The following is a 22,514-nucleotide window of genomic DNA, read 5'->3' as shown; positions in this document are numbered from 1 at the left end:
GAGGTGTCAGTCCTCCCGGACGAGATGCACCGCCGTGCTGGACCAGTCGCCCGCCGGCAGCTCGAGGTCGATACCGTACTCGCCGAGCACCGTGGAGTGGTGCACGGCGCCGGTGCGCGCGTCGCGATAGCGGCCCCCGGGGGTCAGACCGCGCGGCCGGACCGGCAGCCTCGGCACGCCGTGGCGGGAGACACGCCGGTAGGCGAGCAGCAGGGTCTCCGAGGCGTCCGGGGCGGTGTACTGCACGACGCAGACCGAGTCTTCGGCGGGCGGCGACAGCCGGTCAAGCCTGCCGTGCTGGACGAGATGGCGGACCTTCTTGTACGTGGCGACCAGGTCGGCCCCCTCCCGCAGTTCCTCCTCGGACCAGTGGGTGAGATCGCCCCCGATGCCGAGCGCGCCGGCCATCGCGACGTGGAAGCGGAAGCGCAGCGGGACCGTACGGCCGGTGAGCTGGTTGGGTACGTCGGTCACCCAGGCGCCCATCGTGCGGGCGGGGTAGATCTGGCCGTAGCCCTGCTGGATCCCCATCCGGTCGGCGGCGTCGGTGTTGTCCGACGCCCACGCCTGGTCCGTGCGGGAGAGAATGCCCAGGTCGACGCGGCCGCCGCCACCGCTGCACGTCTCGATCCGCAGCGCCGGATGGTCCGCGCGCAGACGGTCGAGGACGCCGTAGAGATGGCGCACGTACGCGGGGCCGAGGCGGTCGGTGCCGTCCTCCCGGTCGGGCCAGCCGGCCTCGCTGAACGCGCGGTTCATGTCCCATTTGAGGAAGTCGATGCCGTGGTCGCCGACCAGCCGGGTCAGCCAGCCGTGGGCCCAGTCGGCGACCTCGCGGCGGGCGAAGTTGAGGACCAGCTGATTGCGCAGCTCGGAGCGGGGACGGCCGGGGAAGTGCAGTACCCAGTCGGGGTGTTCGCGGTACAGGTCGCTGTCCGGGTTCACCATCTCGGGCTCCACCCAGAGGCCGAAGCGCATCCCGAGCCCGTGCACCGTGCGGACCAGCGGGGCCAGCCCGTCCGGGAAGCGGTCGGGCGCCGGTGTCCAGTCGCCGAGGCCCGCCCGGTCGCTGCGGCGCGCCCCGAACCAGCCGTCGTCGACGACGTAGAGTTCCACCCCGAGTGCCGCCGCCCGCTCGGCGAGCGCCTTCTGCCCGACCTCGTCGACGTCGAAGCCGGTCGCCTCCCAGGAGTTGTAGAGCACCGGGGCGAACTCGTCGGCATGGGGCAGGACATGGGCCAGGACGTACGCGTGCCAGGCGCGGCTGGCCGCGCCGAAGCCGCCGTCGGTGCACAGTCCCGCGAACGGGGGAGTGGCGAACTCCTCGCCGGGAGCGAGCGGCACGGTCGTGCCGTCCTGGCCGGGGCCGCCGGTGAATCCGGCCCGCCCGTCGGGGGTGCGCTGCACGGTGACGCGCCAGCTCCCGCTCCACCCGAGGGCGGCGCTCCACACCCGCCCGTGCTCCTCCGTCGCCTCACCCGCGTCGAGCATCAGCCACGGGTTCGCGTGGTGGCTGGTGATCCCGCGACGGCTGGTCAACACGGTTTCGCCGTACGGCAGTCGGTCGCGTCGCAACTGGCTCTCGGCTGACCACTGGCCCGTGACATGGCTGAGCCGGTAGTCCCGCTGCGGCGGCAGGGTCCAGGCGGCGGAGTCGGCACGCAGCAGGGTGACGGGCTCGTCGCCGTCGTTGCGGACGACGGTCCAGCGCTCGATGACGTCCGTGTCCTCACGCACCCGGTAGTGGAGCGCCACCCGCAACGGGTAGCGGCGGTCGCGGAACGACAGGGTCAGCTCGCCCTCGTCGACCTCGTGACCGGTCGGCTGCCACTCGAAGGCGCGGGAGCCGTCCGCGAACCGGACCTGCAGTGACGGCGGTCCGTAGCGCGTGCCGCCGTCGACCGGCAGCTCCTCCCCGACGGTCGGCCTGCCCTCGAAGCTGCTGGCCTCGGGCGCGGGTGGCACGGCGAGCTCCGCGGCCTCCGCGGGCGTCAGTCGTGGACCCCACGCGACATGGCAGGGCGCTCCGGTCTCGTCGATCCGCAGCGCGTACGAGGTGCGCGGTGTGGACAGCAGCCAGACCCCGGTGTCCGGGGCGAAGGAGATCGGCGACATGAATCCTCGCGTTCGGGTGGTGCTCACGTACGAGACGAGGAAAAGCCAACCCTGCCCTTGGATCACGTGTCAATGCTTGCTCGCATTCTGGAATTCACAGGTCACAGGTGCCTCCTGGAGCATCCTCAGGAGAATCCTGCTTCTTTCATTGACAGCAGAAAATAAGGGCCTTAGGTTCCGGCCATGCGTTCGACCTCTCCCACCGAGGCGTTCCCGGCCCACACGCCGGCCGCTTCCCAGATCTTCACCACCGTGCTGTCCCACGGCCCGCTCACGCGGTCGGAGATAGCGGGGCGGACCCGGCTGTCGGCGGCGGCGGTCACCAAGGCGGTCCGGCCGCTGATCGAGGCCGGCTACCTCGTGGAGGACATCGCCGAGGACGCACGGCAGCCCGTCCTCGGGCGGCCCGCCAACCCGGTTCGGGTCGACGGCGGGAGGGCCCTGTTCCTGGGGATCAAGGTGACGGGCGACGAGCTCATCGCCGTACTCACCGACCTCTGCTGCCGCATCCGGGTCGCCCGGCGCGTTCCGCTCACCTCCCACGAACCCAAGGCGGTACTGACCTCCGTCGCGGGACTCGTACAGGAACTCCTGACCGAGGCGGACGGCTTCGGGGTGCAGGTCCGGGGGCTCGGCATCGCCGTCTCGGGAGACGTGGACCGGGCGGCCGGGGTGGTGCGCTACTCGCCGTTCCTGGAGTGGCACGACGTTCCCCTCGCCGAACTGGCCGCGACCACGACCGGACTGCCGGTCACCCTCGACAACGACGTTCGGGCGCTGACGGTGGCCGAGCAGTGGTTCGGGGCCGGGGTGGGGCTGTCCGACTTCGCGCTGGTGACCGTCGGCGCGGGCATCGGCTGCGGTCTGGTGGTGCACGGACAGGTGGTGGCGGGAGCGCACGGCGTGGCCGGGGAGATCGGGCACGTGGCGATCGACCCGGCCGGTCCTCGCTGCCACTGCGGCAACCGGGGCTGCGTCGAGGCGATCGCCTCGGACCCCGCGATCGTCGGCCGGATCCGGGAGGTCACCGGCGCGAGTGTCGCCGACGCCACCGCGGCCCTGGCCCTCGCCCACGACGGCGACCCCGGCGCCCGGGAGGTGTACGCCCGGGCGGGAGCGGCGATCGGCCGGGGCATCGCGACCGTGGCCAATCTCCTCGGCCCCGAGCGCGTGATCATCTCCGGCGAAGGCCTGGCCGCCTACGACCTGTTCGCCGAACAGATCCGTGACGCGTTCGCCGCGGCCGCGTTCGGTTCGGCCGCGGACTGCGACGTACAGACCAGGCCGCTGCCCTTCGAGGAGTGGGCGCGCGGCGCGGCGGCCACCGCCATCCAGTCCTTCACCACCTCGGACGCGCGCTGAGGAGCACGACGCCCTGAGGGGCGAGCACGCGCCGACGAGCACACCACGCACCGACCAGCACGTACTGAAGCACAGCCACGCACTGAAGATCAGACATGTACGGACACGCGTGAGGAGCAACAATGACGCAGCAGAGCCGCAATCCCCTGGCTGCGCGTGACCCGGGCCGCCGCAGAGTCGTCGGCGGACTGTTCGGACTCGGCGCCGCCGCACTGGCCGCGCCCGTTCTGACCGCTTGCGGCGGGGGAGCGGGGGCCGACCCGAAGACGGTCACCTTCGGATCCAACGGCGCCGACGCCACCCCCAAGAAGGCCTACGCCTCCGTAACCGACGCGTTCGCCAAGGACAGCGGTCTGACGGTGAAGACGAACACCGTCGACCACGACACCTTCCAGAAGAGCATCTCCACCTATCTGCAGGGCACCCCCGACGACGTCTTCACCTGGTTCGCCGGCTACCGCATGCAGTACTTCGCCAAGAAGAAGCTGTGCAGCCCCCTCGACGACGTGTGGGACACGATAGGCGCCGACTTCAGCGACGCCACCAAGCAGCTCTCCCGCGGCGAGGACGGCAAGTACTACTTCGTGCCGCTGTACAACTACCCGTGGGCCGTCTTCTACCGCAAGAGCCTCTTCAAGGAGCGCGGCTACCAAGTCCCGCAGAAGTGGAGCGAGTTCATCGCGCTCACGAAGCGGATGAAGAAGGACGGGCTCTCCCCGATCGCCTCCGGATACGGCGGCGGCGACAGCTGGAGCATCCTCGGCGCCTTCGACTACGTGAACCTGCGGACCAACGGCTACGACTTCCACATGTCCCTGATGCGCGGCAAGGTCTCCTGGACCGACAAGCGCGCCCTCGCCACCCTCGACCACTGGCGCGAACTCGCCCCCTACTACCAGCAGGGTGCCGCCGGCCGTTCCTGGCAGGACGCCGCCCAGTCGCTGCTCGACAAGAAGTCCGGGATGGCCGTCATCGGCCTCTTCCTCGGACAGCAGATCACCGACGAGAAGATACGCGCCGACCTCGACTTCTTCCCCTTCCCCGAGATCGACGCCGCGCACGGTCAGGACGCCGTCGAGGCACCCACCGACGGTTTCATGCTCAGCCGCCGGCCCAAGAACGAGGCCGGTGCCAAGAAGTTCCTGGAGTTCCTCGGCGGCGCCCACACCGAGGAGCTGTACATGGGCGTCGACCCGAGCAACCTCGCCGTCAACGACAAGGCGAGCACCGGCTCGTACAACGCGCTCCAGAAGAAGTCCGCCGACCTCATCGCCTCCGCCAAGCAGATCAGCCAGTTCGCGGACCGCGACAGCGACCCCGGCTTCATCTCCACCGTCGTACTCCCCGGCCTGACCGAGTGGCTCAGCCACCCCGACGACGGCTCGGGAACGCTGACGAAGATCGAGTCCCAGCGCTCGCGCTTCTTCACGGCCTGACCAGGACCGGAAAGGTCTCACGCACCGTGTCCTCCGCGCCCACCACGCCCCCCGCCCCGCGGGGCGCCCGCCCGCGCCGCCTCGGCACCGGCGACCGGATCTTCCTCACCGTCATCATCGGCATCCCGCTGGCGGCCCTGCTCTTCTTCGTCTGGCTGCCCGCACTGGCCTCCCTGGGGCTGTCCTTCACCACCTGGGACGGCATCGACCTGGCCGACATCCACTGGATCGGCCTGGACAACTACAAGGAGATCTTCACCAACTACCCGCCGTTCTGGCCCGCGGTGCGGCACAACGTGATCTGGCTGCTGTTCACGGCCCTGCTGCCGACCCCGTTCGGCATCTTCCTCGCCTACCAGCTCGACCGGAAGATCCGCTTCACGAGGATCTACCAGACCGCCATCTTCCTGCCGATGGTGCTCTCCCTGGCCGTCGTCGGCTTCATCTGGGAGATCATCTACAACCCCGACACCGGGCTCCTCAACGGCATCCTGGGCGCCGCCGGATCCAGCCACCACATCGACTGGCTGGGCAACCCCGACCTCAACCTGTGGGCGGTCCTGGTCGCCTCCAGCTGGCGGCACACCGGATACATCATGATCCTCTACCTGGCCGGCCTGAAGGGCTTCGACCCGGCGCTCAAGGAGGCCGCCGCGCTCGACGGCGCCAACGGCCGCCAGACCTTCCTGCGGGTGGTCTTCCCGGCCCTGAAACCGGTCAACGTCATCATCCTGGTCATCACGGTCATGGAGTCCCTGCGCTCCTTCGACGTCGTCTACGTCCTCGGCGGCGGCGTCGGAAGCAAGCCGGGCATGGAACTCCTGTCCCTCCTCATCACCGACAACATCATCGGCGAGTCCAGTCACATCGGTTACGGGTCCGCCCTCGCGGTCGTCCTGCTCGTGGTCTCCCTTGCCGCCATCGGGACCTTCCTCGTCCAGAACTTCCGCAAGGAGGACCAGTGACCACGACCGTGCCGCGACCGGCCTCCCGGCCGCGGACCCGGCGGGCCCAGCAGACGCCGAAGACCCCCTCCGGGCCGCGGCGCCAGACCGGCCGTCATCTGATGCTGGGCGGCATCGCCCTGCTGTGGCTCGTCCCGCTGCTGTGGGCCATGTACACCTCGCTGCGGCCCTACTCGGACACCGCGAAGCACGGCTATCTCTCCTGGCCCCACAGCCTCGGCCTCGGCAACTTCAGCGACGCCTGGAGCCAGTCCGGGATGCCGCACTTCTTCTGGAACTCCGTCCTCATCACGGTGCCGTCCGTCCTGTGCACCCTGCTGTTCTCGGCCGCGGTCGCCTTCTTCGTCTCCCGCTTCGACTTCCGCTGGAACATCGTCCTGCTGATGCTGTTCACCGCGGGCAACCTGCTCCCGGCACAGGTCCTCATCACCCCCCTGTACCGCCTCTACCTCCTCATCCCGCTGCCGCAGTGGATGAGCGACTCCCTCCTCCTCTACAACTCGGCCTGGGGCATCATCGCGATCCACATCGCCTACCAGTCGGGGTTCTGCACCTTCGTCCTCAGCAACTACATGAAGACGATCCCGAAGGAGATCTCCGAGGCGGCGCTCGTGGACGGAGCCCCCGTCTGGCGCCAGTTCTTCCAGATCATCCTGCCGCTGTGCCGGCCCGCGTTCGCGGCCCTCGCGACCCTCGAATCGATCTGGATCTACAACGACTTCTTCTGGCCGCTCGCGCTGATCGAGAGCGGCGACAAGCGCCCGATCACCTCCGCCCTGGCCAACCTCCAGGGTGCGTACTTCACCAATCCCAACCTCATCGCGGCCGGCGCCCTGATGACCGCGATCCCCACACTCCTGGTGTACTTCGCGCTCCAGCGCCAGTTCATCAGCGGACTCACCATCGGCTCGGGCAAGGGCTGAGCCGCCCCAACCCTGACCCCACAGGAGGCACGACCCATGCGGTCATCCTCGTATTCCGTCCTGCCCGCACGCACCCTGAGAGCCGTGGTGGTGTTCGCCCTCACGGCAGGACTCGCGACGACCGTCCCGGCCGCACAGGCCAAGACCCCGGTGCCGCGCGAGACCACCGCCACGACTCCCGTCGCCGCCAAGCCGTACATGGGCTGGTCGAGTTGGAGCATGCAGTCGTCGAAGTACCCGGGCCTCAACCCGGACGGCGACTACAGCTACCTCACCGAGGCGAACGTCCTGAAGCAGACGGACGCCCTCGCCGCCAGGCTGAAGAACTACGGCTACGACCATGTCAACATCGACGCCGGCTGGTGGATGGACAAGACCTGGAAGACGGGCTTCGACCAGTACGGTCGTCAGACGCCCGACCCGGTCCGCTTCCCCCACGGCATGAAGTCGGTCGCCGACCACATCCACTCCAAGGGCCTCAAGGCCGGCATCTACCTGCCCGTCGGCCTGGAGAAGGGCGCGTACGGCGACGGCAGTACGCCGATCTGGAACGCCAGCGGCTGCACCACCGCCGACCTCGTCTACCCGGACCTGCGCACCACCAACGGCTGGGACAACGCCTACAAGATCGACTTCGACACGCCCTGCGCGCAGAAGTACATCGACTCGCAGGCACAGCAGTTCGCCGACTGGGGCTACGACTTCCTCAAGCTGGACGGCGTGGGCCCGGGCTCCTTCAAGTCCGGTGACAACTACGACAACGTCCCCGACGTCGCCGCCTGGCAGAAGGCCATCGCCACCGCCGGGCGCCCGATCCACCTCGAACTCTCCTGGTCGCTCGACATCGGCCACGCCGCCGACTGGAAGAAGTACTCCAACGGCTGGCGCATCGACACCGACGTCGAGTGCTACTGCAACACCCTTGTCACCTGGGAGAACTCGGTCAACGACCGGTGGGACGACGCCCCCGCGTGGAGCCGCAAGGCGGGCCCGGGCGGCTGGAACGACCTGGACGGCATCGACGTCGGCAACGGCGAGATGGACGGCCTCACCAAGGCCGAGCGGCAGAGCTACATGACTCTGTGGGCCATCAACAAGTCGCCGCTGTTCACCGGTGACGACCTCACCAAGCTGGACAGCTACGGGGTCTCCCTGCTGACCAACAAGGAGGTCATCGCCGTCGACCAGAACGACTCGCCCGTCGCGCGTCCGGTCACCACCGTCGGCGACCAGCAGGTCTGGGGCACCAAGAACGCCGACGGCAGCTACACCGTCGCGCTGTTCAACCTCGCCGACTCGCCGGCCTCCGTCACCGCTCAGTGGGCCTCCCTCGGATTCACCGGGAACGCCTCCGTGCGTGACCTGTGGAACAAGGCGAACCTCGGGACCTACAAGAACAAGATCACCGAGGCGCTGCCCGCCCACGGCTCGCGGCTGTTCACCGTCAAGCCCGGCGGCGGCACGCTGACCACGACGAGCTACGAGGCGGAGTCCGCCGCCAACACCCTGTCCGGCAACGCCTCGGTCGCCGGCTGCGACGCCTGCTCCGGCGGCAAGAAGGTCGGCAACCTCTACACCGGCGGCAAGCTGCGGTTCAACGACGTCACGGTGAAGAAGGACGGCATCTACACCGTCCAGGTCGCCTACGTCAGCGGCGACCCCCGCTCGGCGACCGTCTTCTCCAACAGCGGCAACGGCACCAGCGAGAAGTTCCCCTCCACGGGCGACTGGAGCACGGCCGAGACGGTCAGCGTCCAACTGGCGCTGAAGGCGGGCTCCAACACGATCACCTTCGACAGCGGCAGCGGATACGCCCCCGACATCGACAGGATCGTCGTCCCGCAGTCGGTCTGAGTTCAGCAGTCCGTCCGACCCGCTTCCCGCGGGGCCCGGTGACACGACCCGGGCCCCGCGGGGACCTGCAGCACGCCGACGGTCCGCAGCCGTCGTTCCCGCATGAGCAGCTCCCGGATATGGAGTGCAACACCGTGGACGTTCAGCACACCCCATCACGCGACAACACCCCCAGCCGCAGGGGCTTCCTCGCCCTCGCCGGCGCGGCCGGCGCGGCCACCGCACTCGGTGGTCTGCCCGCCTTCACCGCCTCGGCGGCCCCCCTGCGCCCCACCGCGTCGCCCATGCTGTCCGCGGCCGACGCCGCGAAGAACCAGCTGTGGTGGGCGGCTCCCGGCTCCGCCAAGTCGATGATCGAGCAGGGGCTGCCGGTCGGGAACGGGCGCCTCGGGGTGCTCGCGAGCAACGACCCCGCCGGCGAACTCCTGATGATCACCGACGCCACCCTGTGGACCGGAGGTCTCAACGACAAGTTGCAGAGCGACGGTCAGTTCCCGTACGGCCGGGACGACTTCGGCTCCCTGACGATGCTGGCCGAACTCACCGTCGCCCTCCCCGACCACGACCTGGGCAACGTCAACGACTACCGGCGCACCCTCGACCTGGCTCAGGGCCTGATCAGCACCTCGTACGACATCTCCGGCGTCACCTACCGGCGGCAGATCTTCGCCAGCCGACCCGATGACGCCATCGTCCTGTACTTCTCCCAGCAGGGCGGCGGCTCCTACACCGGTACCGTCTCCCTCGTGGGCACCCACGGCGAGTCCACCACCGCCAACAGCGCGGGCCGCTACGCGTCGTTCGGCGCCTCCTTGGCCAACGGCCTGAAGTACGGCGCCGCCGTCACCGCGTACAGCGACACGGGCAGGGTCCGCGTCGACGGTACGTCGATCGCGTTCAGCGGCTGCAAGGACCTCACCGTCGTCGTCAGCGGTGGTACCAACTACGTGCCCGACGCGGCGACGAAGTTCCGCGACCCGTCCCTGGCCCCGGAGCGCCTCGCCAGGACCAAGGTCCTGAACGCGGCCGGCCACTCGGCGAGCGCCCTGCTGCACACCCATGTCGCCGACTTCCGGGCCGTGTTCGGACAGCTGGACATCGACCTCGGCACGTCCTCCGCCGCGCAGCGCGAACTGGACACCTTGGAGCGGCTGCGGGCGCGCCACCGGGACGACGTCCCCGACCCGGAACTTGAGGCCGCCTACCTGCAGTTCGGCCGCTACCTCATGATCTCCGGATCCCGGGGCAGCCTGCCGATGGGCCTCCAGGGCCCCTGGCTGGACGGCAACGACCCGGACTGGATGGCCGATTACCACACCGACGTCAACCTCCAGATGAACTACTGGATGGCCGACCGGGCGGGCCTGTCCGACTGCTTCGACGCCTTCGCCGACTACTGCCTCGTACAGCTGCCCGACTGGACGGAGGTCACCCAGCGGCTGTTCAACGACCCCACCAACCGGTACCGCAACTCCAGCGGAAGGATCGCCGGCTGGACCGTGGCGATCTCCACCAACCCCTATGGCGGGGGCGGCTGGTGGTGGCATCCGGCGGGCAACGCCTGGATCTGTCAGAGCCTGTTCGAGCACTACGAGTACACCCAGGACCGCGCCTACCTCAAGAAGATCTACCCCCTCCTCAAGGGCGCCGTGCAGTTCTGGGAGGCCCGCCTCATCACCACGACCGTCACCGACGCGTCCGGGACCGAGCGCGAGGTCCTCATCGCCGACAGCGACTGGTCGCCCGAACAGGGCCCGCTCGACGCCAAGGGCATCACGTACGCCCAGGAACTGGTGTGGAACCTCTTCGGCAACTACCGCACCGCGACCGAGGCGCTCGCCAGGGACGCCGCCTACCGCAAGACCATCGACGGACTGCGGGCGCGCCTCTACCTGCCCGTGGTCAGCCCCAAGACCGGCTGGCTCGAGGAGTGGATGTCGCCCGACAACCTCGGCGAGACCACCCACCGGCACCTCTCCCCGCTCATCGGCCTCTTCCCCGGCGACCGGATCCGTCCGGACGGCTCCACGCCGAAGGACATCCTCGACGGCGCGACCGCCCTTCTCACCGCGCGCGGGATGAACAGCTTCGGCTGGGCCAACGCCTGGCGCAGCCTGTGCTGGGCGCGGCTGAAGAACGCGGAGAAGGCCTACCAGCTGGTCGTCAACAACCTGAAGCCGTCGGTCAACGGCAGCAACGGCAGCGCGATGAACCTCTTCGACATCTACGAGGTGGAGACGGGCCGGGGCATCTTCCAGATCGAGGCGAACTTCGGCACCCCCGCGGCGATGGTCGAGATGCTGGTCTACTCGCGACCCGGACACATCGAGCTGCTGCCCGCCCTGCCCGCCGCCTGGGCGGCGTCCGGCTCGGTGTCCGGCGTGGGCGTCCGCGGCGGCTTCGTCGCCGACCTCAGCTGGAAGAACGGCAAGGTGACCCGGGCCACGCTGCAGAGCGTCGGGGGCCGCGAGACGACCGTCGTCGCGGGCGGCGCCTCCCGCAAGGTCAGCCTCAAGCCCGGTGAGTCCGTCACCCTGAGGGGCCTCGGGTGAGCGGCGACCGGATCCGACGCCGCGCCGTGGGCGTCGTATCGGCGCTGCTTCTCGCGGTCTGCGGACCCCTGACCGCCTCGGCGGCGGCGCAGCCGGGGGCCTCGTCGGGCACGCCGGTGACGCCCGCCGCCGAGGCGCGGGCGAAGCACTCCGTGGTCACCTGGGGTGCCAGCGCCGACCGGCAGGGGGCGGGACCCGCCGACCGCAGCTACCGACTGATCGTGCGCACCAGCGTCGGCGGCACGAACCTGCGAATCCGGCTGTCCAACGCTTTCGGCGAGCACCCGGTGACCTTCGCGAGCGCGTACGCCGGGCTGCGGAAGCAGGGTGCGGAGCTGGTCCACGGCTCCAACCGGCGGCTGTCCTTCGGCGGGGCCGCGTCCGTCACCGTCCCGGCCGGCGAGACCGTGTTCAGCGATCCGCTGCCCGGAACACTGGCCGCCCAGAGCGACCTGGTCATCAGCCTGTACGTGACCGGCGCCCAGGGACCGACGACCGGTCACGGCATGGCCATGCAGACCAACTACGCGACCGCGGGCGACCACGCGGCCGAAGAAGGCGCGGCCAACTGGACCGATCCGATGGGCTCCTGGTACTGGCTGGACGCCGTCGACGTGGAGACGTCCGCCGCGGTCGGCTCGGTCGTGACCCTCGGCGACTCCATCACCGACGGATGGGCCTCGACCACCGACCAGAACCGCCGCTGGCCCGACTATCTGTCCCGGCGGCTCCAGGCCGCGTCCGGGCTCACCGTGAAGGGAGTGGCGAACGAGGGGATCTCGGGCAACAAGGTGCTCGCGGACGGCGCCGGGCAGGCGGCTCTGAACAGACTCCAGCGTGACGTCCTCTCCCAGCCCGGGGTCCGCACGGTCTTCCTCTTCGAAGGCATCAACGACATCAAGGCCCACTCCGGTGTCACGGTGGACGACATGATCGCCGGCTATCGGCAGATCATCGACCGGGCCCACGCGGCGGGCAAATGCGTCGTCGGCGCTACCGTCATGCCGTTCAAGGGCTGGTCCGAGTACGACGCCGCCTCCGAGGCCGTGCGCCAGGGCGTCAACGACTGGATCAGGAACAGCGGCGCGCTCGACGCCGTGACGGATTTCGACAGGATCACGCGCAATCCGTACGACCCGCAGCTGATCCTGCCGTTCTTCGACGGCGGCGATCACCTGCACCCCAACGACAAGGGGATGCAGGCGATGGCCGACGCGGTGGACCTCGGGAGCCTGACGTCCTGCTGAACCCAGGCTCCGCGCGGGGCGGTCAGGGGTACGAGGCCACGGTGGACGGCACCGTCGAGGTGCCCGACGTGGGTGCGCCGGTCTCGTTGACGACGTGCTCGTACTGGCCCTGGCCGCCCAGCGAGACGACCAGCAGGTCGTGGAACTTCACGCCCGGTGTGTTCGGCGCGGCGAAGCCGTTGTGCTGGACGATCGTCGGATCGACGTTGTAGTAGCAGTAGCTGCCCAGGCCCCATCCCTCGTGCGTGGTCACGGAGTCGGCGACCTTGTAGGCCGCGTACCCCTTGACGTTTCCGTTCTGGATGGCTGCCTGGTTCGGCGCGTCGTACGCCTTCTCGTTCTGGAAGAAGATGGTGCGCCCGCGCTGGCCGTACCACTGGACGTCGTACTTGTTGAAGTGCTCGACGAACAGACCGGTGGCCAGGACGTCGTCGCCGTTGACGCGGATGCCGTAGTCGGCCCGGTTGGTCTCCCAGCCGACGCCGGTGCCGTGGTCGGCGCGCCAGACCCAGGTGTGGTCGATGATCGTGTGGCGGCTGTTGATCACCATGCTGGTGGTGGCCTTGCCGGCGCCCGCGCCGCCGATCCGGATGAAGACGTCCTGGACCGTGGTCGGGTTGGCGGAGTGGCTCGCTGAAGCCCCCGTGGGGCCCACCTCGAGGAGCGTCGACGAGTTCACGGGACCGGCGTCGATGAGGAATCCCGCGAGCCGCACCCCGTCGACGTCGGCGGTCCTGAGCGCGGTGACGCCGTTGTCCGGGATCAGGGTGGCGTAACCGAGTCCGAGGACGACGGTGCCCGCGCGGTCGACCTGGATCGGCTGGTCGAGGTGGTAGATCCCCGGGGTCAGCAGCAGATGGAGGCCCTGGGTGAGCGCGGCGTTCAGGGTGGCGGCGGTGACGCCGGGCCTGGCCACGTAGAACTGGGTGAGCGGCAGCGACGTGCCGCGCGGGGTGCCGCTGCCCCAGGTGGTGCCGCGGGCGTTGGTGCGCCGCTCCGGAAGGAAGACGCGGTACTCGCTGCCGTTGAGGTACAGGAACGGCTTCTCCCGGGACACCGGTGTGGTGTCGAGAGTGGTGTACGGCGGGTTCGGGAAGGACTGTGCGGGTGCGCCCTGGACACCGGAGAAGACCATGTTCCAGACGGCGTTGGCCCAGCCGCCCACCGAACTGTCGCGGGTGTACCACTGCTGCTGCGAGTACGGTCCGACCGAGCCGTCGATCCGGCTGTCGGCGATGTAGCCGCCGCTGGCCCAGCCGTAGCCGGTGGGGGCGAGGTCGAGACCGCCCCTGACGTGCATCCGCCGGAAGGGCGCGGCCTGGGCGACCGCCCACCGGTCGGTCCCGCTGACCGGGGTGAGGGCGAGATTCTCCGCCGAACGCCAGAAGTTCTGGGTGGCGTTGCCGTTGAACCAGCCCGCGTCGACGGTCACATCGCCGTTGATCGCCGTGTCGTCCGGGGACAGGCCGAGGCCCGCGATCGAGGTGTAGAAGCCGAGTTGGGCGTTGAGCCCGTTGTAGGTGCCCGGCTTGAACAGCAGCGCGTAGCGGCCTGTGCCGAACTGGGCCGACTCCTGCTGTCGGAACACCTCGTCCAGCTTGGCCTGGATGCCGGAGGTCGAAGGGTCGAACACGATGACGTTCGGACCGAGATCGCCGCCGCCGGGCAGGGCTCGCGGCTGCGCGACGGGTGCCGCGGACGCGGCGGACGCCGGCGAGGAGAGACCGAGCAGCGTGGGCGAGGCGGCGGTGGCGGCCATCGCTCCGAGGACGGACCGTCTGGCGGGAAGGGAACGGACGGAGTCCGGGGAATCCATGGGGAAGTGAGGCATGGGGGGCGACTCTCCTGGTTCAGAAAGTGAACGGTTGGAGGTGCGGGGAGCGCTCTCTTGCCGATGCATGCTTCATCCGCGTGAACACAGCGTCAAGAGTTGTCACACGAGTGCCGTGGATTGTTTCCAGATGAGGCGTCAACAGGCGGATGTTTTCCGGTAGTTCAGTGATGTCTGGACTCCGTCGAGGCTCCCCGGGCCGTGGGTGATTGCGTTCAAGAGGTGCGCTCACGAGGGTGGGTGCGTCCTCGGTGCCGTGGTGCGAGAGAGCGCTCTATGCCCTCGTGACGCCGGGCCGATAGGCTGCTGACATGAGCAGACGGGCCCCCACGCTTGAGGACGTCGCGCGGGAGGCCGGCGTCTCCCGCGCCACCGTCTCCCGCGTCGTCAACGGCGTCCAGAGCGTCGATCCCGCCCTTCAGGACGCGGTCCGCCAGGCCGTCGAACGGACCGGATACGCTCCCAACCGGGCCGCCAGGTCGCTGGTGACACGACGGACCGAGACGGTCGCGCTCATCGTCTCCGGCGCGGGCGACGTGTCCGGCGAGGAGCGGAACGCCTTCACGGCACGGGTGCTGGCGGACCCGTTCTTCGGCCGGGTCGTCACCGGCGTGGTGGACTACCTGCGTCCCCGGTCGATGCACCCGCTGCTGATGTTCGCCGACTCCGCGCAGACGCGACAGCAGGCGCTGAACGATCTGCGGCAGGGCAGCGCGGACGGCGCGCTCGTCGTCTCCACCCACGCCGACGACCCGCTGCCGGCGCTGCTCGCCGACGCCGGCCTGCCCGCGGTGCTCTTCGCCCGGCCGTCGCGCCCGGTGCCGCTCAGCTATGTCGACCTGGCCCACCGGGACGGCGCCCGGATGGCCGCCCACCATCTGCTGGACCGGGGCTGCCGACGGATCGTCACCGTCACGGGGCCACTGGGCGTCTACGCCAGCCAGGACCGGCTCGCCGGGTTCCGCGACACGATGGCGCGCAGGGGACATCCGTACGTACCCGTCGCCGAGGGCGGATTCACGCTCGACAGCGGCATGGCCGCGATGTCCGGACTGCTGGCCGAACACCCCGACGTGGACGGGGTGTTCGCGGCCAACGACCTGATGGCCCAGGGGGTGTGTCAGCTGCTGCGGGAACGGGGCAGACGGGTGCCGGACGACGTCGCCGTCATCGGCTTCGACGACTCCAGCGCGGCGACGGCCTGCCGTCCGCCGCTGACCACCGTGCGCCAGCCCGTCGAGGAGATGGCCTCGGTGATGGCCCGACTCCTCGACGAGCATCTCCGGGGCGCGCGCGCCGAGCCCACATCGGTGATCTTCGATCCGGAGCTCGTGGTGCGCGAGTCGGCGTAGGCGGCACCCCGAGCCCTGCGCGACCCTGCGGTGGTGGTGACGGACACTGGACCGGTCAGCAGGATCGAGGGACCGGCACCGCGGGCGAGCCGGCGACGGAGAGGCAGACGCATGACCGACAGGATCACCGTGGGCGTGGACGGATCCCCCGAGAGCCGGGCCGCGCTGGCCTGGGCGGGCAGGGAAGCCGTCCGCCGCGGGCTGCCCCTGCGCGCGGTGTACGCCTGGCAGTGGTCGCACCACGAACTGCTCGGCGGGGCGGACCGGGACGAGCAGGCGCGCTGGGCACGGGACATGGCCGAGGACGCGGCCCGCACCGTCACCGATCGGCACCCGGACCTGCCGGTGACGACCGAGGTCCTGGACGGCGGCGCCGTCGACTCGCTGCTGGCCGAGGCCGCGGCGGCCCGGACGCTGGTCCTCGGATCCCGCGGACACGGCACGATCGTCGGCTTCCTGCTCGGTTCCGTCGGCCAGCAGGTGATCGCCGAGGCCCCGTGCCCGGTCGTCCTGGTGCGGGCCGGTGACCGCGCCGCGTCCGAAGCGAGTGGCCGGGAGATCGTCGTGGGCCAGCAGGGCGGTCCGGACGACAGCGCGGCCGGCCTTCGGTTCGCCTTCGAGACCGCGGCGGCGCGTGGTGCCGGAGTGCGCGCCGTGCGGGCGTGGAGCCTGCCGCCGGTGTTCGCCTACAGCCCCGGCTCGCTGAGGCTGCTGGACGAGGCCGGGGGCCTGGAGCCCTACGAGAAGAAGGCGCTCGCCGAGGCGCTCCAGCCGTGGCGGGCGCGCTTCCCCGACGTGCCGGTCACACAGCACGTCGAGATGGGCAGCGCCGGGCAGGTCCTGCTGTCGCTGGCCGACCGGGCCCAGCTGATGGTCGTCGGTCGCCGCGCACACCACTCGGCGGTAGGGGCACGGATCGGTTCGGTGACCCACGCGGTGATGCACCACGCGCCCTGCCCGGTGGCGGTGGTTCCGCACTCCTGACCCGGGGGTAGGGTCTGACCCCGCGCCGGCACGGACGGGGCCCTCGGGAGCGTTCAAGTCCCGAAGGCGAGGTCGGGGTTCAGGTTCGGCCCGGGCAATCTCGGCGTGAAGTATGGACGGCGCCATGACAGTCCGGTTGGCTCCCCGCCCAGCGCCGGAACCGGTTCCACCCATGGCGCGGGAACCGCGATCCCCGTGTGCCGGGAGGCAGCTGTGGCCGTGACCATCGCCCACACCTGTCCGCAGGAGGTCACCAGCCGTTACGTACGGCTGTGCGGCGTCGAGCGGGCCACTGCGCACGGCTAGTCGTTGGGCGGCTGCCGAGGTCGCCGGCCGCCGTGCCGACGTGCAGTCCCCCGCGGACGCGGTGGGCCGCCACGGCTCCGTCACCCTCCCGCAGCCCGCGTCCGGCCGCTATATGCGGATGCTCGGCAAGGAACGCCGGTCCTTCTGCAACCCGCGCCCTCGGCGGCCCAGTTCGGCTGCTCCCTCTATGAATTCCAGGTCTGGGAGCCGGGAGGCAGCGCCGCTGCCGCGTATCCCGTACTGCCCGGGGAACAGTCGGGCACGTACCGGACGACACTCTTCGACGACTTCAAAGGTCACCACTCCGTACTGGGGGCTGCCGCAGTCGAGTGTCGACCGGGTCGCGGCCGGGGGAGTGCGGGCCGAGGCCGACTGGGTGCGCGTGGAGCAGAAGAGTTGACCGGCACCCGGGCGTTCCGCACCGAGGAACGCCCGGGCCGGAAGCCCTCGCGCCGGCCTCACTCCCGGGGTCGGGACAGCCCTGGCAGGGCCTAGGTGTTGTCGGCCCTCGACATGCGCAGGGCGAGGTCCTGGAGCAGGTCGGCCGTCTTGACGTCGGTGCGTCCGGAGTCGTGGAGGTCGGCGAGTTCGGAGAAGAGGAACGCGAAGGCGCCCACGAGCGAGATGGTGGCGGGGAGGTAGGCGTCCGCGACGGCCTGCCCGGCCTCCGCGGGACCGGCGTCCCCCGGCACCTCCACCCTGGGGAACACCTCCGTGACGAGCGCGCCCAGTTGGGTCTCGGCCGAGTCGACCTCGGCGTTCTCGTCCTGGGCGATCCTGCGCACCATCGCGTTGGTCTCGGTGAGCACGCCGATGGCGCGCAGGATGATCTCCGTCTGTTCCATGCCGTGAGCCTAGACGGGCGAAGCCCCGCTGTGGCCTCGATGTTCGGGCCGGGATGGTAGACAGTGGTCATGAACCACTTCTCCCGCCCCCGCCCGGCCCGCACACGATGACCGCGGGAATCGACACCCCGGACCGCCGGGGCCGTACCGGGCTCGACCGCGTCGGCCGCGACCTGACGGGCAACCCCCGGGTCAAGGTCCGCGAAGTCACGCTCCTGTCCAGCCACTGGTACGTGGAGCGCACCACCACCTTCGACTTCCGGCACGCCGACGGCACCTGGAGCACCCAGGAACGCGAGACGCACGACCGCGGCAACGGGGCCACGCTCCTGCTGTACGACGCCGAGCGCGAAACCGTGCTGCTGACCAGGCAGTTCCGCTACCCCGTGTACACCAACGGTCACCCCGACGGCATGCTGGTCGAGACCCCGGGGGGCCTGCTCGACGAGGACGACGAGCATCCCGAAGTCGCCGTACGGCGCGAAGTCATCGAGGAGACCGGGCACACCGTCGGCGACGTGCAGCACGTCTTCGACGTCTACATGAGTCCGGGTTCGGTCACCGAGCGGGTCAGTTTCTACGCCGCCACCTACGGCCCGTCCACCCGCACCCACGAAGGCGGCGGCCTCGACGAGGAGGGCGAGGACATCGAGATCGTCGAACTGCCCTTCCGCACCGCACTGGCCATGATCCGCTCCGGGGAGATCGCCGACGCCAAGACGATCATGCTGTTGCAGTGGGCGGCTCTGGAAGGACCGTTCAAGGCCTTGCGATGACGTGTGAGCTGCCCGGCGGTTACCCAGCCAGGTGCTTGCCGAAGGACTCGCGCCGCCGACCCCGACCAGCGGCTCATCACCCTGACCGCCGAGCCGGGCACCCCCCCGCCATGACCGTCTGCGCATCCTCGCCTCATGGACCGCACAAGCCGCCGATCACCCCGTGGCGGACCGCTAGGGCCTGTGCGGCGGATCATGCCGCAGACGCGGGATGCTCACCCGCTGTCGGGGGAGCCGGCTGGTGAGTTCGGCGGGTCAGGGGCGGACCTCGCGGGTGGAGCGACGGGTGGTGAGCAGGAGTGCGATGTCGTCGGGGCGTTCGGTGGCCTGCCGGGCCTCCTCGGTCAGCAGGTCCGCGGTGCCGGACAGGGAGGAGGCGCCGGGCCGGGCGTGCGGGGTGCCCGCGCGGGACAGCGTCGCGCGGATCTTCTCGATCCCGTCGTCGATGTCGGCCCCGGGGCGCTCGACCAGACCGTCCGTGTAGAGGGCCAGCACCGCGTCGGGTTCCAGCAGCAGGTCCGTCACCGGGTAGCGGGCCCGTGGGGCCACGCCGAGCACCACGCCACCGGGCAGGTCGAGGAGCTCGGTGCGACCGTCGGGGTGGCGCAGCAGGGGCTGCGGGTGACCGGCGCGGGCGGCCCGGGCGACTCCGGTCACCGGGTCCAGTCTGATGTAGCAGCAACTGGCGAACTGGCCCGGGTCGAGGTCGATGAGCAGCCGGTTGGTATGGCTCATCACCACGTCCGGAGGGTGGTCGCTGAGCGCGAACGCCCGTACCGCGCTGCGTAGTTGGCCCATGGTGGCCGCCGCCTGGACGCCATGGCCCTGGACGTCGCCGATGACCAGGGCCAGCGCGTCACCGGCCTCCACGACGTCGTACCAGTCGCCGCCCACGTCCATCCCCTTGGTGCCGGACAGATAGCGCCCGGCCGTCTCCACCTGCGGGTGCGACGACAGCCGGTGCGGGAGCAGGGCCGCCTGGAGGCCACGGGCGAGGGCGGCCTCGGAGTCGTAGCGCCGTGCCCTCTCCAGGGCCTGTGCGATGAGTCCGGTGAGCGCCGTCAGCACGGTACGTTCCTCCGTGCTGAAGTCGCGCGGCCGGTCGAAGCCGAGGATGCAGGAGCCGACCGGCCGCCCCGAGGCGATCAGCGGTAGGAAGGCCCGGGCACCCACCTTCGCGTCCAGCGGGATGCCGGGGTAGGCGGCGGCGAGTTGGGGCATCGTCTCGAAGAACAGCGGGCGGCCGGTGGTGAGCGTCTCCACCCCGGGCAGCTTGGCGTCCAGTCCCACCCCGTCGAAGGGCGCGAGGAACCCCTGCGGGAAGCCGGTCTCCCAGGCCAGGTACAGGCGCCGGTCCTGCAACAGGTAGATGGCCAGGCGCCGTCCGCCGAACGCGGGCAGCAACTCCCGCATCACGGTCTCGGAGACCTGCCGGGCCGTCACGGCCTCGGTCAGGGCCATGGCCAGGACGACGGGTCGGTACAGCGCCGTTGTGGTGATGCCGGTGGCGGGCTCGGCGAGGGCGGACCCGTCCGCCGCGGGCCGACCGTGCGGCGGCGCGGCCTCGGGGGCCTCCGTGGTGTCCGCCACCCGCCCCATGGGGATCAGTTTGCAGGTCAGACTGCCGGGACCGGGATACACGGACATCGTCAGCCAGGTGTCGCCGTGGGCCGCCGCGGGTGTCAGGCGACCCCCAATCGGGCGGGCGACCTGGAAGTGCACCGGCTCCGGTGTCAGCAGCGCACCGCGCAGATGATCCTCGTAGGACGGCTGGTTCAGCCAGGGCACGGCCTGCCACAGCGGTCGCCCCAGGAGTTCCGGCCGCGGCCGGCCGAGGAGTTCGGCGGCGCGCGGGTTGACGTAGGTGATCAGCCCGAGCCGGTCCAGTGCGAAGACGCCCTCGGGGAGCAGGTCCGCGGCGCCGTCCGCCGCCGAGCCCGGGCCCGGGTCGACCACCGCTCCGCCGACCGCGTACGGCGGCACGAGCGCGTTGCCCGAGGTCCACAACTCCAACAGCCGCAGCCCGCCGTTGACCGTGTGCACGGGCAGTGGGTGGGCCGGGGGACGCCCCGCCGCGGTCTCGTGCAGCGCGGCCAGCAGCACATGCGGATCGTCGAGGGCCAGTGTGTGGGTGAGTGCCTGCGGCGTCCGGGGAAAGGCACCGGCGCCGGTGCCGAGCAGGGCCCCCAGCGCGTCGTCCCCGGTGACCTCGCCCGTGACCGGGTCCCAGGTGAACCGCCCGACATAGCGGCGCGGCAGACCCTCGGCGGGCGGCCGTACACACATCGGCTCCCCGTCCCAGACGACCTCGGCACCGTCCTTCTCCAGGACCGACAGAGCCGTCCCCAGGTTCTCCGCCACCGCCGTCATCCGGTCACGGTCCGGCAGTACGTCGGTGGCGTCCGAGGCCGAGGGGCGCAGCACCGTCAGGACCCCGAAGGACGAGGAGGCGCTCACGACGGGGACGTACAGCGAACCGAACTGGAACGGCAGACTCGCCGCGAGCTGCGGATAGCGGCGCATCGTCTCGGTGGCGTCGGGGAGGAGCACCTCCACGCCCAGCCGATGGGAGTCGGCGACCGGGAACGGCCGGCCCAGGGGCATGCGCCACCAGGGACGGAACAACTGTCCCGGCAATCCGGCCAGCACGGCCAGCCGCAGCAGTTCGGGCGAGCTGGAGCGCAGGTACACACCCCCCGCGAAGCCGCGGGCCGCCCGGATCGCGTCCGCAACGGACCCGCTGAGCAGAGCGGCCAGGCTATTCAGCGCCTGGTCCTCACGCTCGGCGCTCCCAGTCATCGGTCTGCCCTCGTCCGCCCGCCGTCAGGGGGTTTCCACAGCAAGAATGCGCCTTACGGGTACCCACCCGCACGTCGACGCCTCAGCCGTGATGGTCGCTTGGAGTCGCACTCGGCCGCATCCGGCCGTGTACGGCCGTACTCGGCTTCGCCCAGCGCGAAGATACCGCGTCCGCGCCCCGTCCAGGAGCCCCGCGTAGATGTTGTTTCACGGCGCCTTTGGGCCTCGGCGTCTGCCCGTCCCGGCCCTTTCGGTGCTCAGCGTCTCAAGGTCTCCGCGGCGACGGCCGCCACCGCCTCGGCCACCGCTGCGAGGGCCGGGAAGTCGAGTTTCCACTGCTGCCAGAAGAGCGGTACGTCGACGATCCGGTCCGGCGCGAGGCGGACCAGCCGTCCGGCCCGAAGCAGCGGCTCGGCCTGCACCTCGGGCACCATGCCCCAGCCCAGTCCGGCGACGACGGCGTCCACGAACCCCTCCGAGGTGGGCATGAAGTGCCGCAGCGCGCTCGCTCCGGGACCGCCCCCAAGGCCCCGGACGAACTCGTCCTGGAGGTCGTCGTTCCGGTCGAAGGCCACCACCGGAGCGTCGGCGATCAGCTCGTCCGGCGCCGCGTCCGACCCGGCGCCGAGCCACCGCCCGGCGAAGGCCGGCGCGGCCACCGCGAGATAGCGCATGCGACCCAGGGCGCGCACGGAACAGCCCGCCACCGGGTCCGGCCACGAGGTCACCGCCGCCATCACCACCCCCTCGCGCAGCAGGGCGGCCGTGTGGTCCTCGTCCTCACGGCGCAGTTCGAAACAGAGCCGCAGCTCGCGCGGTACGCGGGTGAGCGCGGGCAGGAACCAGGTCGCCAGCGAGTCGGCGTTCACCGCGATCGACAGTCGCGTCGGCTCCCCGGCCTCGCTCATGCCGAGCTCGGTACGGGCGTCGCGCTCCAGCCGGGCCAGCCGGCGCGCGAACCGCACGACGACCTCGCCGGACTCGGTCGCACGCACCGGCTTCGTCCGCATCAGCAGGACCCGGCCGATGCGCTGTTCGAGTGCCTTGACACGCTGGCTGACCGCCGAGGGCGTCACATGCAGAGCGGCGGCCGCCGCGTCGAAGGTGCCCTCGTCGACCACCGCGAGCAAGGTGCGTACCTGGTCGAGAGGGAGATCCGACATCACA

At 70.5% G+C, this 22,514-nt stretch carries 15 protein-coding genes and 1 pseudogene; 11 read left to right on the top strand and 5 right to left on the bottom strand.

Annotated elements, in window-relative coordinates:
• Positions 1-6 precede the first annotated feature (6 nt).
• On the bottom strand, positions 7-2,115 hold the full coding sequence (locus AAFF41_RS05680; protein WP_319752818.1) for an alpha-galactosidase: 2,109 nt from the start codon (positions 2,113-2,115) through the stop codon (positions 7-9).
• Between the two features lie 183 nt (positions 2,116-2,298).
• Here AAFF41_RS05680 and AAFF41_RS05675 point away from each other — a divergent pair, with 183 nt between their 5' ends.
• The 7 genes from AAFF41_RS05675 (at position 2,299) to AAFF41_RS05645 (ending at position 12,454) form a co-directional block, all read left to right on the top strand.
• Positions 2,299-3,477 carry an ROK family transcriptional regulator gene (locus tag AAFF41_RS05675; RefSeq protein WP_319752781.1) on the top strand — a complete coding sequence of 393 codons (1,179 nt, stop codon included), beginning with the start codon at positions 2,299-2,301 and terminating at the stop codon, positions 3,475-3,477.
• A 122-nt stretch (positions 3,478-3,599) separates the two neighbouring features.
• Positions 3,600-4,913 (top strand): ABC transporter substrate-binding protein, encoded by a 1,314-nt coding sequence (locus AAFF41_RS05670; RefSeq protein WP_319752780.1) that lies wholly within the window; start codon positions 3,600-3,602, stop codon positions 4,911-4,913.
• A gap of 26 nt (positions 4,914-4,939) precedes the next feature.
• On the top strand, positions 4,940-5,878 hold the full coding sequence (locus AAFF41_RS05665; protein ID WP_060900619.1) for a carbohydrate ABC transporter permease: 939 nt from the start codon (positions 4,940-4,942) through the stop codon (positions 5,876-5,878).
• Positions 5,875-6,801, top strand: coding sequence for a carbohydrate ABC transporter permease (locus AAFF41_RS05660; protein ID WP_097283041.1), 927 nt, complete (start codon positions 5,875-5,877; stop codon positions 6,799-6,801). Before AAFF41_RS05665 ends, AAFF41_RS05660 begins: the two co-directional genes overlap by 4 nt.
• 36 nt (positions 6,802-6,837) lie before the next feature.
• Positions 6,838-8,655, top strand: coding sequence for an alpha-galactosidase D (locus AAFF41_RS05655; protein ID WP_319752779.1), 1,818 nt, complete (start codon positions 6,838-6,840; stop codon positions 8,653-8,655).
• A 119-nt stretch (positions 8,656-8,774) separates the two neighbouring features.
• Positions 8,775-11,207: a glycosyl hydrolase family 95 catalytic domain-containing protein gene (locus AAFF41_RS05650; protein WP_415926001.1), complete on the top strand. Its 2,433-nt coding sequence runs from the start codon at positions 8,775-8,777 to the stop codon at positions 11,205-11,207.
• The gene (locus AAFF41_RS05645; RefSeq protein ID WP_319752777.1) at positions 11,204-12,454 is read left to right on the top strand and encodes an SGNH/GDSL hydrolase family protein; all 1,251 of its coding nucleotides are present in this window, start codon (positions 11,204-11,206) and stop codon (positions 12,452-12,454) included. Before AAFF41_RS05650 ends, AAFF41_RS05645 begins: the two co-directional genes overlap by 4 nt.
• Positions 12,455-12,476: 22 nt before the next feature.
• Here the strand turns inward: AAFF41_RS05645 and AAFF41_RS05640 are convergent, their stop codons facing one another.
• Positions 12,477-14,285, bottom strand: coding sequence for a coagulation factor 5/8 type domain-containing protein (locus AAFF41_RS05640; RefSeq protein ID WP_343323593.1), 1,809 nt, complete (start codon positions 14,283-14,285; stop codon positions 12,477-12,479).
• Positions 14,286-14,596: 311 nt separating this feature from the next.
• On the opposite strand from AAFF41_RS05640, the gene AAFF41_RS05635 reads away from it, so the two are divergent.
• The 3 genes and pseudogenes from AAFF41_RS05635 to AAFF41_RS05625 form a co-directional block, all read left to right on the top strand.
• Positions 14,597-15,637, top strand: coding sequence for a LacI family DNA-binding transcriptional regulator (locus AAFF41_RS05635; RefSeq protein ID WP_319752775.1), 1,041 nt, complete (start codon positions 14,597-14,599; stop codon positions 15,635-15,637).
• A 111-nt stretch (positions 15,638-15,748) separates the two neighbouring features.
• Positions 15,749-16,621: a universal stress protein gene (locus AAFF41_RS05630; protein ID WP_319752774.1), complete on the top strand. Its 873-nt coding sequence runs from the start codon at positions 15,749-15,751 to the stop codon at positions 16,619-16,621.
• Between the two features lie 316 nt (positions 16,622-16,937).
• A pseudogene (locus tag AAFF41_RS05625) lies at positions 16,938-17,224 on the top strand (discoidin domain-containing protein); the annotation flags it as partial.
• A 194-nt stretch (positions 17,225-17,418) separates the two neighbouring features.
• Here AAFF41_RS05625 and AAFF41_RS05620 read toward each other — a convergent pair.
• A complete protein-coding gene (locus AAFF41_RS05620; RefSeq protein ID WP_060900627.1) occupies positions 17,419-17,772 on the bottom strand; it encodes a hypothetical protein in 354 nt (117 codons plus the stop codon).
• A 107-nt stretch (positions 17,773-17,879) separates the two neighbouring features.
• On the opposite strand from AAFF41_RS05620, the gene AAFF41_RS05615 reads away from it, so the two are divergent.
• A complete protein-coding gene (locus tag AAFF41_RS05615) occupies positions 17,880-18,548 on the top strand; it encodes an NUDIX domain-containing protein (protein ID WP_060900628.1) in 669 nt (222 codons plus the stop codon).
• Between the two features lie 255 nt (positions 18,549-18,803).
• Here AAFF41_RS05615 and AAFF41_RS05610 read toward each other — a convergent pair whose 3' ends face one another.
• Entirely contained in the window at positions 18,804-21,347 is a 2,544-nt protein-coding gene (locus AAFF41_RS05610) for a SpoIIE family protein phosphatase (protein WP_319752773.1), read from the bottom strand.
• Positions 21,348-21,604: 257 nt separating this feature from the next.
• Positions 21,605-22,510, bottom strand: a complete 906-nt coding sequence (locus AAFF41_RS05605; RefSeq protein WP_343323592.1) for a LysR family transcriptional regulator ArgP — start codon at positions 22,508-22,510, stop codon at positions 21,605-21,607.
• Positions 22,511-22,514 lie beyond the last annotated feature (4 nt).

It is taken from the genome of Streptomyces mirabilis, assembly GCF_039503195.1.
GTDB classification, from domain to species: domain Bacteria; phylum Actinomycetota; class Actinomycetes; order Streptomycetales; family Streptomycetaceae; genus Streptomyces; species Streptomyces mirabilis_D.
This window is presented reverse-complemented; position numbering and strand designations above follow the sequence as displayed.

Excerpts from the sequence above, each read along its gene's own strand:
- AAFF41_RS05610 (WP_319752773.1), bottom strand. The coding sequence starts at position 21,347 with ATGACTGGGAGCGCCGAGCGTGAGGACCAGGCGCTGAATAGCCTGGCC.
- AAFF41_RS05640 (WP_343323593.1), bottom strand. The coding sequence starts at position 14,285 with ATGCCTCACTTCCCCATGGATTCCCCGGACTCCGTCCGTTCCCTTCCC.
- AAFF41_RS05615 (WP_060900628.1), top strand. The coding sequence starts at position 17,880 with ATGACCGCGGGAATCGACACCCCGGACCGCCGGGGCCGTACCGGGCTC.
- AAFF41_RS05635 (WP_319752775.1), top strand. The coding sequence starts at position 14,597 with ATGAGCAGACGGGCCCCCACGCTTGAGGACGTCGCGCGGGAGGCCGGC.
- AAFF41_RS05605 (WP_343323592.1), bottom strand. The coding sequence starts at position 22,510 with ATGTCGGATCTCCCTCTCGACCAGGTACGCACCTTGCTCGCGGTGGTC.
- AAFF41_RS05675 (WP_319752781.1), top strand. The coding sequence starts at position 2,299 with ATGCGTTCGACCTCTCCCACCGAGGCGTTCCCGGCCCACACGCCGGCC.
- AAFF41_RS05680 (WP_319752818.1), bottom strand. The coding sequence starts at position 2,115 with ATGTCGCCGATCTCCTTCGCCCCGGACACCGGGGTCTGGCTGCTGTCC.
- AAFF41_RS05630 (WP_319752774.1), top strand. The coding sequence starts at position 15,749 with ATGACCGACAGGATCACCGTGGGCGTGGACGGATCCCCCGAGAGCCGG.
- AAFF41_RS05650 (WP_415926001.1), top strand. The coding sequence starts at position 8,775 with ATGGAGTGCAACACCGTGGACGTTCAGCACACCCCATCACGCGACAAC.
- AAFF41_RS05620 (WP_060900627.1), bottom strand. The coding sequence starts at position 17,772 with ATGGAACAGACGGAGATCATCCTGCGCGCCATCGGCGTGCTCACCGAG.
- AAFF41_RS05670 (WP_319752780.1), top strand. The coding sequence starts at position 3,600 with ATGACGCAGCAGAGCCGCAATCCCCTGGCTGCGCGTGACCCGGGCCGC.
- AAFF41_RS05655 (WP_319752779.1), top strand. The coding sequence starts at position 6,838 with ATGCGGTCATCCTCGTATTCCGTCCTGCCCGCACGCACCCTGAGAGCC.